The sequence below is a fragment of the Pseudomonas sp. VI4.1 genome (assembly GCF_002029345.1).
GTDB lineage: Bacteria > Pseudomonadota > Gammaproteobacteria > Pseudomonadales > Pseudomonadaceae > Aquipseudomonas.
Genome location: NZ_MULM01000185.1, coordinates 145,652 through 159,544 on the forward strand (window position 1 = coordinate 145,652; position 13,893 = coordinate 159,544).

Below are 13,893 nucleotides of genomic sequence, written 5' to 3' on the forward strand. Positions count from 1 at the left end.
TCAAACTCAAGATTTCAATGCTTCGGCAAGGCTCGCGAGTTTTCCGCGAACCGAGCCATCGATTACCAGGTCGCCGGCGCGGATGACAATGCCCCCGATAAGGGATTTGTCTTCCTCGACTTGCAGGCGCACTTCCCGGTTGAGTCGTGCACTGAGAACCTTGGCGAGTTTGTCTTGCTGTTCTTGGTTCAATGCAAAAGCACTGGTGACTTCAACGTCTACCGACTTCTCTTGTTCAGCCTTGTACAGGTCAAACAGAGCGGCAATCTCCGGCAATAGCGGGAGACGGTCGTTTTCGGCAACGACGTGAATGAAGTTCTGTGCCTTGGCATCAAACTTGTCGCCACACACGTCAATAAACGTGGTGGCCTTGTCTGCGCTCGTCAGTCGCGGGGCCTTGAGCACGCGCTGCATGGTGTCGTCTTGCGACACTGCTGCAGCCAGGCCGAGCATGGCTGACCAAGAGGCCAGTTGCTGGTGGGCCTGGGCGTGCTCGAAGGCTGCCTTAGCGTAAGGTCGGGCCAACGTGGTCAATTCTGCCATGATCGCCCTCGCTTAAATTTCAGCAGCCAGTTTGTTTACCAGCTCCGCGTGCGCGTTTTGATCGATTGTGGCACCCAGGATCTTCTCGGCGCCGCCAACGGCCAGAGCACCCAATTGGGCACGCAGCGCGTCTTTGACACTGTTCAGTTCCTGTTCGATCTCGGCCTGAGCCTGAACCTTCACACGGTCAGCGTCGATACGGGCTTTTTCAACAGCCTCTTCAACGATCTGGTTACCGCGTTTCTTGGCTTGCTCAATGATCTCGGCTGCCTGAGCTTTAGCTTCGCGCAGTTGTTGACCCGCTTTATCTTGGGCCAACTCCAGGTCGCGAGCTGCTCGGGCGGCAGCGTCCAGTCCATCCGCGATCTTCTTCTGACGTTCGTGCAAAGCCGCGATGACCGGAGGCCACACGAACTTCATGCAAAACAGTACAAAAATGAAGAACGCAACGGACTGGCCAATCAGGGTTGCATTAATGTTCACGCCAACACCTCGCTCGTTCGTTGCACATCACACCAATTACTCGAAGGTGAGTAATTAGCCAGCGAGTTGACCAACGAATGGGTTCGCGAAGGTGAAGAACAGAGCGATACCAACACCGATCATGGTTACGGCGTCGAGCAGACCGGCAACGATGAACATTTTGACTTGCAGCATTGGGACCATTTCTGGCTGACGCGCGGCGCCTTCCAGGAACTTGCCGCCCAACAGGCCGAAACCAATTGCGGTACCCAGTGCGCCCAGGCCGATCAACAGTGCAACAGCGATAGCGGTTAGACCAACTACAGTTTCCATCTTTCCTCCCGACTTTTACGTCGTATGGTTTAGGTTTTTTAGATTTTAAAGCGGTAAAACAAATCGTTTCATAGCCCTGTTCGGGCCCCCACCCGTTTTACCGGGTGGGACATCAGACCAGCCGAGACTGGTCTTAATGGTTCTCTTCGTGCGCCATCGACAGGTAGACGATGGTCAGCATCATGAAGATAAACGCCTGCAGGGTGATGATCAGGATGTGGAACACTGCCCACGCCCACTGCAGAACAATGCCCAGGCCGCTAAGCCAGAGCAGACCGCTGCCGAACATCACAGCAATCAGAATGAAGACCAGTTCGCCGGCGTACATGTTGCCGAACAGACGCAGTGCCAGCGAGATTGGCTTGGCGATCAGCGTCACGAACTCCAGCAGGAAGTTCACCGGGATCAGCAGGGCTTGAAGGAAAATATTCTTGCTGCCGAACGGGTGCAGGGTCAGTTCGCCGATGAAGCCGCCGATGCCCTTGACCTTGATGCTGTAGAAAATGATCAACGCGAACACCGACAGGGCCATGCCCAGGGTAGCGTTCGGGTCAGTGGTCGATACGGCACGGAACGGAATGTGCGCATCGCCAGTGATCAGGATGGCCAGCTGAGGAATCCAGTCGACCGGGATCAGGTCGACGGCGTTCATCAGGAAGACCCAGACGAAGATGGTCAGCGCCAGCGGTGCAATCACCGGGCTACGGCCATGGAAGCTGTCTTTCACGCTGCCATCGACGAATTCGACCAATACTTCAACGAAGTTCTGTAAAGCACCCGGTTGCCCCGACGTCGCCTTCTTTGCCGCCATGCGGAAAATCAGAACGAAGATCAGACCCAACGCGACCGACCAGCCGAGGGTATCGACGTGGAAAGCCCAGAAGCCCATTTCCTTGGCTTCTGCTGCGGTGTGGGCAAAACCCCAGCCGCCGTTAGGTAGCTGCCCGAAGGTCAGGTTCTGCAAGTGGTGCTGGATATAGCCCGAAGCGGTTGTCTCTGCCATGGTTGCCTCAAACGCCCTAAGGTCTCGAAAGTCTTGTTCTCATCAGCAGGGGCGCGAACCAGCTGACCAGTTGGGTCAACACGAAGACGCCGAATACAGCCAGCGGCGCCAATGGCTTCACACCTGCGAACGTCAATGCAAAGAGCACTGCCGTCAAAATCAGTTTGCCCGCCTCGCCGGCATAAAAAGACCGGACGATGGCTTGAGCTGCTCGGGCGCCGGAAAACCGAAATGCCCTGTGAGCGAAATAAACATTGGGCAGCAAGGCTATCAGGCCTCCGCAAAGTCCCGAGTACCCGGCTACGACTCCATGCCAGTACCAAAGCGCCAAAGCGGCCAGTACTAAAACGACAAATTGAGCCAACAAGACCGGAAAAACTGCCAGGCGATGGAATGGCAAGCGGTTTGGCGTGCGGCTCTCCATCGTTTTTGCTCCCCAATGATCGGCTGCCAGAATTCAATAACTTGGCATAATTTGTGCCGACAAAATGCGCGCAGAGTATAGGGGCGGTTCTGCCCCTATTCAACTGGCAGGTAGTGATTTCCACCTGCACGCTACATGAGGAAATGTTTCAGCGAATGTGTGCAAGCACACCTTGAAGCTCATCGAGGGAGTTGTACCCGATCACCAACTGCCCTTTACCCTTTTTCCCGTGGCGGATCTGCACCGCAGAGCCCAAGCGCTCGGCCAGACGCTGTTCCAGCCGGGCAATATCCGGGTCTTGCTTTACCGGTTCAGCAGGCTCCGGTTTGCCACTCAACCACTGGCGAACCAGTGCCTCGGTCTGGCGTACGGTCAGCCCTCGTGCGACAACGTGTCGCGCCCCTTCAACCTGTTGATTTTCCGGTAAACCGAGCAAAGCACGGGCATGACCCATTTCCAGGTCGCCGTGGGACAGCATGGTTTTGATGACTTCCGGCAACGCGATCAAGCGTAGCAGGTTGGCCACGGTTACGCGGGATTTGCCCACGGCTTCGGCCACTTGTTGCTGGGTCAGCTGGAATTCCTGCTGCAAACGCTGCAAGGCCACCGCTTCTTCGATCGGATTGAGGTCCTCGCGCTGGATGTTCTCGATCAGCGCCATGGCGATCGCGGTTTCATCCGGTACGTCGCGAACCATCGCCGGGATGGTTTCCTGGCCGGCTTGCTGACTGGCGCGCCAGCGACGTTCGCCGGCAATGATTTCGAAGCGACCGCTGCCGATCGGACGAACCACGATCGGCTGCATCACGCCCTGGGCCTTGATCGACTGTGCCAGCTCCTCCAGCGCCTGAGGATCCATGTCCCGCCGTGGCTGGTACTTGCCACGCTGGATCAGGTCCAGGGGCAGGTGCTGCAGCTCGCGTTGATCCGCCTGCACCGCTTGTTCTTCCAGCGAGCTGACAGTCGGACCACTCAGCAGTGCATCCAGTCCACGTCCGAGACCTCGTTTCTTGACGGCCATGGGGATTCCTTAAGTTGCCTGAGCGGCGGCGGTGCGTGAGTTTTTGCGTTGACGGCGAACCATCTCGCCCGCCAATGCCAGATAGGCAATCGCGCCCCGCGAAGTCTTGTCGTACACCAGCGCCGGCATGCCATAGCTCGGCGCTTCGGCCAGGCGAATGTTGCGCGGAATGACCGTGTCGTAGAGCTGCTCGCCGAAGTGCTCCTTGAGCTGCGCCGACACATCGTTCATCAGGCTCAGGCGCGGGTCGTACATGGTCCGCAGCAGGCCTTCGACTTTCAGGTTCGGGTTGAGCAGCTCGGCGATGCGCTTGATGTTATCCACAAGGTCGCTCAAGCCTTCGAGTGCGAAGTACTCGCACTGCATGGGGATAATTACCCCATCAGCGGCGACCAGTGCGTTCAAGGTCAGCATCGATAACGACGGCGGACAGTCGATCAGAATGTAATCGTAGTTTTCACGGATCGGCGCCAACGCGCTGCGCAGGCGACTCTCCTTCATCTGCATTTCCAGCAGAACCACTTCCGCGGCGGTCAGGTCGCGGTTGGCCGGCAACAGCTGGTAACCACCGTGCTCGGAGTAGTGCATGGCCTGAGCCAGATCACATTCGCCGATCAGCAGGTCGTAGACCGAATTTTCCAGGCCGTGTTTATCCACACCGCTACCCATGGTGGCGTTGCCCTGTGGATCGAGATCGATCAGCAACACCCGGCGCTTGGTAGCGACCAGGGAAGCTGCGAGGTTGATACAGGTGGTGGTTTTGCCCACACCACCCTTTTGGTTCGCAATCGCGAATACCTTAGCCATTCTTGCTTGTGTTCCCAATCATGCCGTGCGGCGCAGTATCAGCAGATGGCGTTGGCCTTGGCAACCAGGTACGGCCAGGGCGTGTTCGCTATCGAGGTGGAAGTCTGCCGGCAATGCTACCAGCTCATCAGCCGGATGAACGCCCTTCATTGCCAGCCAACGCGTATCGGTGTCGCCAAGGTGGCGAGTCCAGTTGCTGAAGTTCTCCATGCTGCTGAACGCCCGGGAGATGATCCCGTTGAAGGCTTGAGCAGGCTGAAATTCTTCGACGCGACTGTGGATAACTTGCAGGTTATCCAGTTTGAGTTCGAGTTTGACCTGGGTCAGGAAGCGGGTTTTCTTGCCATTGCTGTCCAGGCACGTCACTTGCGCCTCTGGAAACAGAATGGCCAGCGGAATACCGGGCATACCGCCGCCGCTGCCAACGTCCAGCCAGCGACCGCTTTCGACGAACGGCATCACGCTCAAACTGTCGAGCAGGTGACGGGAGACCATTTCGTCCGGATCGCGCACGGCGGTCAGGTTGTAGGCCTTGTTCCATTTTATCAACAGGGCCAGATAACCCAGCAGCTGGGCATGCTGAGTGTCGGATAACGTGACACCGAGCTGGCGAGCACCTGTGGATAACTCTTCTGCGTGTTGCGAGGTGACCGACGAACTCAAGCGCTTTGCTCCAACTGACGGCCAGCGCCGCGTTTTTTCAAATGAATCATCAACAGCGAAATCGCCGCCGGCGTGACACCCGGAATACGTGACGCCTGGCCCAGGGTCTCTGGACGGGTCGCACCGAGCTTGCCCTGGATCTCTTTGGAGAGACCGGAAATATTCGTGTAATCGATATCCACAGGAAGTTTGGTGTCTTCGCTGGCCCGCAGGCGTGCGATTTCATCCTGCTGGCGGTCGATGTAACCGGCGTATTTGGTCTTGATTTCGACCTGCTCGGCCACTTGTGGATCTTCTGCCCCGCCACCGGTCACGGCGATCAGACCCGCGTAGTCGATTTCCGGACGGCTCAGCAGGTTGAGCAAATTGTATTCGTGGGTCAGTGGCGTGCCGAATTTTTCGGAGATTGCATCGCCTTGTTCGGTGCCCGGGCGAACCCAGGTACTTTTCAAACGTTGTTCTTCCAGGGCAATGCTTTCGCGTTTGGTGCAGAACGCGGCCCAACGGGCGTCATCCACCAGCCCCAGTTCGCGACCTTTTTCGGTCAGGCGCAGGTCGGCGTTGTCTTCGCGCAGGATCAGGCGGTACTCGGCGCGGGAGGTAAACATCCGATACGGTTCCTGGGTACCCAGGGTAATCAGGTCGTCGACCAATACCCCGATGTACGCCTCGTCGCGACGCGGGCACCAGGCCTCTTTGCCCTGGGCACGCAAGGCGGCATTGGCCCCGGCCAGCAAACCCTGGGCGCCGGCTTCTTCGTAGCCGGTGGTGCCGTTGATTTGCCCGGCGAAGAACAGGCCGCCGATGACTTTGGTTTCCAGGTTGTACTTCAGGTCACGCGGGTCGAAGTAATCGTATTCGATGGCGTAACCCGGCCGCACGATGTGTGCGTTTTCCATGCCGCGGATCGATTGCACGATCTGCAACTGCACGTCGAACGGCAAGGATGTGGATATCCCGTTCGGGTACAACTCGTTGGTCGTCAGGCCTTCGGGTTCGATGAAGACCTGATGGCTTTCCTTGTCGGCAAAGCGATGAATCTTGTCTTCGATCGACGGGCAGTAGCGCGGGCCGATCCCTTCGATCACACCTGCATCGGAATACATCGGCGAACGGTCGAGGTTGGCGGCGATGATCTCGTGGGTGCGGGCGTTGGTGTGGGTAATCCAGCAACTGACCTGTTTCGGGTGCTGCTCTTTGGAGCCCATGAACGACATCACTGGAATCGGCGTATCGCCTGCTTGCTCGGTCATCACCGAGAAATCCACAGAGCGACCGTCGATGCGCGGCGGAGTACCGGTTTTCAGGCGACCCACGCGCAATGGCAATTCACGCAAACGGTGAGCCAGGGCAATCGATGGCGGATCACCGGCGCGACCGCCGGAAAAATTCTGCATGCCAATGTGGATAAGTCCACCGAGGAAGGTGCCGGTGGTCAACACCACGGAATCGGCGAGGAAACGCAGACCCATCTGGGTGACTACACCGCGCACTTGGTCCTGTTCGACGATCAGGTCATCGGCTGCTTGTTGAAATATCCACAGGTTCGCCTGGTTTTCCAGGGTTTCGCGGACAGCGGCCTTGTACAGAACCCGGTCGGCCTGAGCGCGAGTCGCTCGCACGGCCGGGCCTTTACGGCTGTTCAACACGCGAAATTGAATTCCACCCTTATCGGTAGCCATGGCCATCGCGCCGCCCAGGGCGTCGATTTCCTTGACCAGGTGGCTTTTGCCGATCCCGCCAATGGCCGGGTTGCAACTCATGGCACCGAGGGTTTCCACGTTATGCGTCAGCAACAGGGTTTTTGCCCCCATGCGTGCTGACGCCAGTGCTGCCTCGGTACCGGCATGACCGCCGCCGATGACGATCACTTCAAAACGGGAAGGGAAATCCACCACGCACCTCGTGCCTGCTTCAGTCAGGTAATCAGAAATAGTTTGAGCACAGGTTTTTGGACCTGGTCGGCAAGTATAGGGACTTCGCCCTTCCTAAAGAACCCTTTGCACAAAATTTAACCAGCTGTGGAAAAGTCGGCTTAACAGAAATTAAAAAGAAAGAAATTTATTAAATCTTTGTTTTTATGTTTATTTTTACTGAGGCACTTTTCTGTGGATAGATTTACACAGCCCTTTATATTCAACGTGTACAGAGAATCAAAACCCTGTGATCATGTGCTAATGAGGCCCTTGGATAACCGGTTTAAGCCTGTGGATGAAAGGGGTGGTTATCCACAGCGGTGGTTATTCGCAGTTTTCAGGCCCTGTTATCAACTGCCCTTAGTGGCAGTTATTCACAGGGCTTAATCCACAGAAATTCTCTGAATCAGCAAATCCCGGGCACGGAAAATCCGCTCAAGCAGAAAAAATCTGCTCGGCACTGGAAGAAAATTCACGAGAAAGGAAGAAACAGACAGGCTCGAATGGCCTGTCTGTGGGGCAACGCGTGTACACCGATCTGTTTCTGTAGGAGCTGGCTTGCCAGCGAAGGGGCAGTCACATTCAATATTGATTTGTCAGAAAGTCCGCCTTCGCTGGCAAGCCAGCTCCTACAAAGATCGTATTCTTTCCGTAGGTGATGGCCCCTATTTACCGATACAGAAGCTGGAAAAGATCCGTCCAAGCAGGTCATCGGAGCTGAACGCACCGGTGATTTCACCTAAAGCGTGCTGGGCCTGGCGCAGATCTTCGGCCAGCAGTTCACCGGCACCTGCCAACGTCAACTGCGCACGGCCGTGCTCGAGGGAAGCACTGGCATGGCGCAACGCTTCAAGGTGACGCCTGCGAGCGCTGAAGCTGCTCTCGGAGGTCTGTTCATAGCCCATGCAGGCCTTGAGATGATCACGCAGCAGTTCCAGGCCGTCGCCGGCAGATTTGGCGCTGAGGCTGATGGTGACGTGTCCATCCTCGCTGACTTCCATGGCAATGGCTTCGCCGGTCAGGTCTGCCTTGTTGCGGATCAACGTGACTTTCGCCGGGTCCGGACGGGTTTCCAGGAATTCAGGCCACAACGCGAATGGATCAAGTGCTTCGGGTGCGGTGGCGTCGACCACCAGCAATACGCGATCGGCTTCGCCAATGGCCTTCAATGCCCGCTCGACGCCGATTTTTTCCACATGATCATCGGTATCGCGCAAACCTGCGGTATCGACCACATGCAGCGGCATGCCATCGATGTGGATATGTTCGCGAAGAATGTCACGGGTCGTGCCGGCAATCTCGGTGACGATCGCCGCTTCACGACCGGCCAATGCATTCAGCAGGCTGGATTTCCCCGCATTCGGTCGTCCGGCAATCACCACCGTCATGCCGTCGCGCAACAATGCCCCCTGCCCGGCTTCACGCAATACGGTGGATAACTCATCACGTACCTTGTCGAGCATGCTCAGTACATGGCCATCGGCAAGGAAGTCGATTTCTTCCTCCGGGAAATCGATGGCCGCTTCGACATAGATCCGCAGGCCAATCAATTGCTCGGTGAGGTGATGCACACGTTCGGAAAATGCACCCTGCAAGGAGCGCAGGGCATTGCGTGCCGCTTGGGCCGAGCTCGCCTCGATCAAGTCGGCGATGGCTTCGGCCTGGGCCAGGTCGAGCTTGTCGTTGAGGAAGGCGCGTTCGCTGAATTCACCGGGTCGGGCCAGTCGGCAGCCCAGTTCCAGGCAACGCTTGAGCAGCATATCCAGAACAATCGGGCCGCCATGGCCTTGGAGTTCCAATACATCTTCGCCGGTGAACGAGTTCGGCCCCGGGAAATACAGGGCAATGCCTTGGTCCAGAACCTCATCGTTTTCACTGAGGAAGGGGCCGTAGTGGGCGAATCGCGGCTTGAGTTCACGCCCGCTGAAGGCCTTGGCCGCGACACTCGCCAGAGGCCCGGAAATACGGACGATGCCGACGCCGCCACGGCCTTGGGCGGTGGCGACGGCAGCGATGGTTTCACGAGGAACGCTCATAAACCGGTATCCAGACAAAAGTGACAGATAGCAAAACGCCCCACTAGGGGGCGTTTTGAGTGGTTAACCACAGAGCAAGTTACGCCTCGGCTTTTTTCATAGCCGCTTCGATCTTACGCGTGATGTACCACTGTTGGGCGATCGACAACACGTTGTTCACAACCCAGTACAGAACCAGACCCGCCGGGAACCACAGGAAGAAGAAGGTGAAGATGATTGGCATCAGCTTCATCACCTTGGCCTGCATCGGATCCGGAGGCGTCGGGTTCAACTGCTGCTGGATAAACATGGTGACACCCATGATGATCGGCAGAATGAAGAACGGATCCTTGATCGACAAGTCCGTAATCCACAGCATGAACGGCGCCTGGCGCATTTCAACGCTTTCCAGCAGAACCCAGTACAGCGAAAGGAAAACCGGCATCTGCACGAGGATTGGCAAGCAACCACCCAGCGGATTGATCTTCTCTTTCTTGTACAGCTCCATCATGGCTTGCGACATTTTCTGCCGGTCGTCGCCATGTTGCTCTTTCAGCGCAGCCAGTTTCGGCGCCACTGCACGCATGCGCGCCATGGATTTGTAGCTGGCAGCCGACAGCGGGAAGAAAATCCCCTTGATCAGCATGGTCAGGAAGATGATCGACCAGCCCCAGTTACCGACGATTGCGTGGATGTGTCCCAGCAACCAGAAGATTGGCTGGGCGATGAACCACAGAATGCCGTAGTCGACGGTCAGTTCCAGACCTGGGGACAACTCTTTGAGCACTGCCTGGCTTTTCGGGCCCGCGTACAGAACTGCACTGGTCTCGGCTTTTGCACCTGGCGCGACGCTCATTGCCGGGCCGGTATAACCGATGATGTAGTTGCCCTTACTGTCTTTACGGGTCTGGACGACGTTGTTTTCGCCCTTCGCCGGAATCCAGGCGGTAACGAAGTAGTGTTGCAACCAGGCAACCCAACCACCAGTGACCGTTTCCTTCAACTGCGCCTTGTCCATGTCCTTCATGGACACTTTCTTGTACGGCTCGTTACTTGTCCACAGGGCAGCGCCCAGGTAAGTCGCGGTACCGGTAGCGGTAGTGGAGGAAGGATCGCCGCTGGCGTCGCGCTTCAGTTGCGCGAACATCGCACCGGACCACGGCTGCGCGCTCTGGTTATCGATCAGGTAGGACACGGTGACGTCATACAGGCCACGTTTCAGGGTGAAACGCTTGATGTAATTGACGCCATCCTTGCTGAACTTCAGGTCCACGACCAATTGGTCCTGACCGTCAGCCAGTTGATAAGTCTTCTTCTCCGAGGAGTAGACCGGACGACCGGCCGGGCTTGCATCCGGGCCGTTGGTACCGATCAGGCCGCTTTGCGCCAGGTAAGTCAGTTCACCGCCGTTATCGAACAGCTGGAACGGAATTTCCGGATGGTCCTGACGGCGTGGATACAACGGCAATTTCAGCTGGGCAACATCGCCACCTTGTGGATCGACTGCCAGGTCGAGCACATCCGTTTTGATCTGGATGAGGTCTTTGCTTGCCGCTACTGGTGTTTCAGCAGGTGCAGTTGCACTGGTATCGCTTGGGGCGCGGGGGATGTCGTCACTGACGGAAGCATTTTTGCCAGTCGCCGTATCCGGTAGACCCGGTGCGGTAGTACTGGAAGCAACATTCTGAGTCGGCAGGGCAGCCTGGCCATAGTCCTGGTTCCATTTAAGAACCATAACGTAGGACACGATTGCCAGGGCGACGATCAGGATCGTGCGTTTGATATCCATGATTACTCGGCCATCGAAGAAGAACGGGAGGTAGGGATAGATGGAACCGGGTCATAACCACCGGGATTCCACGGATGACAGCGACCTAAACGACGAAAGGCCAGCCAGCCACCGCGCAGAAGGCCATGATTTTCTATGGCTTCATACGCGTAGCAGGAACAACTGGGGTAGAAACGACAGTGACTGGCCATCAGGGGACTAATGGCATAGCGATAAAACTGGATCGGAACGAGTGCCAGTTTACGCATCGGGACTGTCTACCCCTACAGTTTCGGTTTTGACTGCTGGTACCGGCGAGCTGCGTGCCAGACGCTTCCAGAGTTTGCCGAAATGCTGAATCAATTCGGGGTTTTCTACGTCACCCAAACCTTTGCGCGCGACGATTACGATGTCCCAGCCGACCAGTGAGTCCTGGTGCAGACGGAACGATTCGCGCATCAGACGTTTGAGGCGATTGCGCTCGACGGAGAGCTTTACGCTCTTTTTCCCGATAACCAACCCGAGACGGGGGTGATCAAGATCGTTGTTGCGCGCAAGGAGCAGGAGATTTTTCCCCGGAACCTTGCCGGTAGGGGAGTCAAAGACTGCCTTGAAATGCCGGGGGGTAAGCAGGCGCTTTTCCCGACTGAAGTCCTGACTCACCTCCAGTGCCGGATTATCAAACTGCCAGACGCGCACGACCTTTGGCGCGACGACGCGACAGGACGGCGCGACCGTTCTTGGTAGCCATGCGAGCACGGAAACCGTGGGTACGAGCGCGTTTGATGGTGCTTGGTTGGAAAGTACGTTTCATTGTCGTGTTACCTGATTCGTCCACAACGGGCCGGAATGGCCCCCGTTTTAAGAGACCGGGGATTCTAGAGAAAGCAAGCCTCTAGGTCAATTTCCAACCAGCGTTTCCTCATAAATAGATCTCCAGGGGTTTTGGCGGTGCCTGCCCTTCGCTAGATATAGAAATAAAGAAGGAAAGTATTTAAAGCTTTTCTGTAAAGCTTATAAAAGCTAGGGTCGCGATCATCTGTGGATAACTACCTCTAGCCCTTTAATTACGAGCTGTACAGAGAATGACAACTACCGTGGTAAACAGGGGGCAGCCTGTGCTGCGCTGTCGGATAACCTGTGGGTGAAAGGGCCTCTTATCCACAGGCTGGTTATCCACCGAGTTTCGCCCCCACTTGTGCAACGACCTTAGGATGGGTTATCCACAGGGCTTATGCACAGACCATTGGTCGACTTTTTCCCCTATAAAACCCGGATTCTTATTCGGCAGTGAATAACCTACGTGTGGATAAGTCGGCGTCTGGTCGCTACAATGGCCGCTTGTTTTTGCCTCACCGGCTTTCAACTTAGGGGATATCCGTGTCAGTGGAACTATGGCAGCAGTGCGTGGAGCTTTTGCGCGATGAGCTGCCTGCCCAACAATTCAACACTTGGATCCGTCCACTACAGGTCGAAGCCGAAGGCGACGAGTTGCGTGTCTACGCACCGAATCGTTTTGTTCTCGACTGGGTTAACGAAAAGTACCTGGGCCGGGTCCTCGAACTGCTGGATGAGCATGGCAATGGCATGGCGCCTGCGCTTTCCTTATTAATAGGCAGCAAACGCAGTTCGGCGCCACGTGCCGCCCCTAATGCGCCGCTGGCTGCCGCAGCGTCCCAGGCGCAGGCGGCTCAAGCGCCTGTCAGCGCACAGCCTCCCGCACCGGCAGCCATGCCGACCAAGCGATCGACGCAGAAACTTGCCGACGTCAGTGAAGAGCCGTCCCGCGACAGTTTCGACCCGATGGCGGGTGCGAGTTCTCAACAGGCCCCGGTGCGCTCCGAACAGCGCACGGTGCAGGTCGAAGGCGCGCTCAAGCACACCAGCTACCTGAACCGCACCTTCACCTTCGAGAACTTCGTCGAAGGCAAGTCCAACCAACTGGCCCGGGCCGCGGCCTGGCAGGTAGCGGACAACCCCAAGCACGGGTACAACCCGCTCTTCCTTTATGGTGGCGTTGGCCTGGGTAAAACCCACTTGATGCACGCTGTGGGTAACCACCTATTAAAGAAGAACCCGAATGCCAAGGTCGTGTACCTGCATTCCGAGCGTTTCGTGGCGGACATGGTCAAGGCCTTGCAGCTGAATGCGATCAACGAATTCAAGCGCTTCTACCGTTCGGTGGACGCGCTGTTGATCGATGACATTCAGTTCTTCGCCCGCAAGGAACGCTCCCAGGAAGAATTTTTCCACACCTTCAACGCCCTGCTTGAAGGTGGACAGCAGGTCATTCTTACCAGTGACCGCTATCCTAAAGAAATCGAAGGCCTCGAAGAGCGCCTCAAGTCTCGCTTCGGTTGGGGGCTGACGGTTGCCGTCGAGCCGCCGGAGCTGGAAACCCGCGTGGCGATCCTGATGAAAAAGGCCGACCAGGCCAAAGTCGATCTGCCACACGACGCGGCGTTCTTCATTGCCCAGCGTATTCGCTCCAACGTTCGTGAACTGGAAGGCGCGCTTAAACGCGTGATCGCCCACTCGCACTTCATGGGCCGCGACATCACCATCGAGCTGATTCGCGAATCCCTGAAAGACTTGTTGGCGCTGCAAGACAAACTGGTCTCTGTGGATAACATTCAGCGCACCGTCGCCGAGTACTACAAGATCAAGATTTCCGACCTGCTGTCCAAGCGTCGTTCACGCTCGGTCGCTCGTCCGCGTCAGGTTGCCATGGCGTTGTCCAAAGAGTTGACTAACCACAGCCTGCCGGAAATCGGCGATGTGTTTGGTGGCCGCGATCACACGACCGTTTTGCACGCCTGCCGCAAGATCAACGAACTCAAGGAATCCGACGCGGACATCCGCGAGGACTACAAGAACCTGCTGCGTACACTGACCACTTGATGAACACCAGCGCAGCTTATTAAGGCAAGGGACTAGA

15 protein-coding genes are annotated in these 13,893 nt (G+C 56.7%); 1 reads left to right on the forward strand and 14 read right to left on the reverse strand.

Annotated features, from left to right (window positions below):
* Positions 1 to 6: 6 nt before the first annotated feature.
* The 14 genes from BZ163_RS33955 to rpmH all read right to left on the reverse strand — a co-directional run bounded on the left by BZ163_RS33955 (position 7) and on the right by rpmH (position 11,769).
* Entirely contained in the window at positions 7 to 543 is a 537-nt protein-coding gene (locus BZ163_RS33955) for a F0F1 ATP synthase subunit delta (RefSeq protein WP_128874597.1), read from the reverse strand.
* 12 nt (positions 544 to 555) lie between these two features.
* Complete coding sequence (locus BZ163_RS33960; RefSeq protein ID WP_008027535.1) at positions 556 to 1,026, reverse strand: F0F1 ATP synthase subunit B; 471 nt, start codon at positions 1,024 to 1,026, stop codon at positions 556 to 558.
* 54 nt (positions 1,027 to 1,080) lie between these two features.
* A complete protein-coding gene (gene atpE, locus BZ163_RS33965; protein WP_002555987.1) occupies positions 1,081 to 1,338 on the reverse strand; it encodes a F0F1 ATP synthase subunit C in 258 nt (85 codons plus the stop codon).
* Positions 1,339 to 1,471: 133 nt separating this feature from the next.
* Entirely contained in the window at positions 1,472 to 2,341 is an 870-nt protein-coding gene (gene atpB / locus BZ163_RS33970) for a F0F1 ATP synthase subunit A (RefSeq protein ID WP_128874598.1), read from the reverse strand.
* Positions 2,342 to 2,357: 16 nt separating this feature from the next.
* Positions 2,358 to 2,765, reverse strand: a complete 408-nt coding sequence (locus tag BZ163_RS33975; RefSeq protein ID WP_007948092.1) for a F0F1 ATP synthase subunit I — start codon at positions 2,763 to 2,765, stop codon at positions 2,358 to 2,360.
* Between the two features lie 148 nt (positions 2,766 to 2,913).
* Positions 2,914 to 3,786, reverse strand: coding sequence for a ParB/RepB/Spo0J family partition protein (locus BZ163_RS33980; protein WP_128874599.1), 873 nt, complete (start codon positions 3,784 to 3,786; stop codon positions 2,914 to 2,916).
* Positions 3,787 to 3,795: 9 nt separating this feature from the next.
* Positions 3,796 to 4,593, reverse strand: coding sequence for a ParA family protein (locus BZ163_RS33985; protein ID WP_128874600.1), 798 nt, complete (start codon positions 4,591 to 4,593; stop codon positions 3,796 to 3,798).
* 18 nt (positions 4,594 to 4,611) lie between these two features.
* Positions 4,612 to 5,256: a 16S rRNA (guanine(527)-N(7))-methyltransferase RsmG gene (rsmG, locus tag BZ163_RS33990; protein WP_128874601.1), complete on the reverse strand. Its 645-nt coding sequence runs from the start codon at positions 5,254 to 5,256 to the stop codon at positions 4,612 to 4,614.
* Positions 5,253 to 7,151: a tRNA uridine-5-carboxymethylaminomethyl(34) synthesis enzyme MnmG gene (gene mnmG, locus BZ163_RS33995; RefSeq protein ID WP_128874602.1), complete on the reverse strand. Its 1,899-nt coding sequence runs from the start codon at positions 7,149 to 7,151 to the stop codon at positions 5,253 to 5,255. Before mnmG ends, rsmG begins: the two co-directional genes overlap by 4 nt.
* Before the next feature lie 686 nt (positions 7,152 to 7,837).
* The gene (mnmE, locus tag BZ163_RS34000; RefSeq protein ID WP_128874603.1) at positions 7,838 to 9,208 is read right to left on the reverse strand and encodes a tRNA uridine-5-carboxymethylaminomethyl(34) synthesis GTPase MnmE; all 1,371 of its coding nucleotides are present in this window, start codon (positions 9,206 to 9,208) and stop codon (positions 7,838 to 7,840) included.
* Positions 9,209 to 9,287: 79 nt separating this feature from the next.
* A complete protein-coding gene (gene yidC / locus BZ163_RS34005; protein WP_128874604.1) occupies positions 9,288 to 10,976 on the reverse strand; it encodes a membrane protein insertase YidC in 1,689 nt (562 codons plus the stop codon).
* Positions 10,977 to 10,978: 2 nt separating this feature from the next.
* A complete protein-coding gene (gene yidD / locus BZ163_RS34010) occupies positions 10,979 to 11,224 on the reverse strand; it encodes a membrane protein insertion efficiency factor YidD (protein ID WP_074872215.1) in 246 nt (81 codons plus the stop codon).
* On the reverse strand, positions 11,217 to 11,618 hold the full coding sequence (rnpA, locus tag BZ163_RS34015) for a ribonuclease P protein component (protein WP_197678881.1): 402 nt from the start codon (positions 11,616 to 11,618) through the stop codon (positions 11,217 to 11,219). Before rnpA ends, yidD begins: the two co-directional genes overlap by 8 nt.
* A gap of 16 nt (positions 11,619 to 11,634) precedes the next feature.
* Positions 11,635 to 11,769: a 50S ribosomal protein L34 gene (gene rpmH / locus BZ163_RS34020; RefSeq protein ID WP_003213577.1), complete on the reverse strand. Its 135-nt coding sequence runs from the start codon at positions 11,767 to 11,769 to the stop codon at positions 11,635 to 11,637.
* A 566-nt stretch (positions 11,770 to 12,335) separates the two neighbouring features.
* Between rpmH and dnaA the strand changes: the two genes are divergently transcribed.
* Entirely contained in the window at positions 12,336 to 13,856 is a 1,521-nt protein-coding gene (dnaA, locus tag BZ163_RS34025) for a chromosomal replication initiator protein DnaA (RefSeq protein ID WP_128874606.1), read from the forward strand.
* The last annotated feature ends 37 nt before the right edge of the window (positions 13,857 to 13,893 follow it).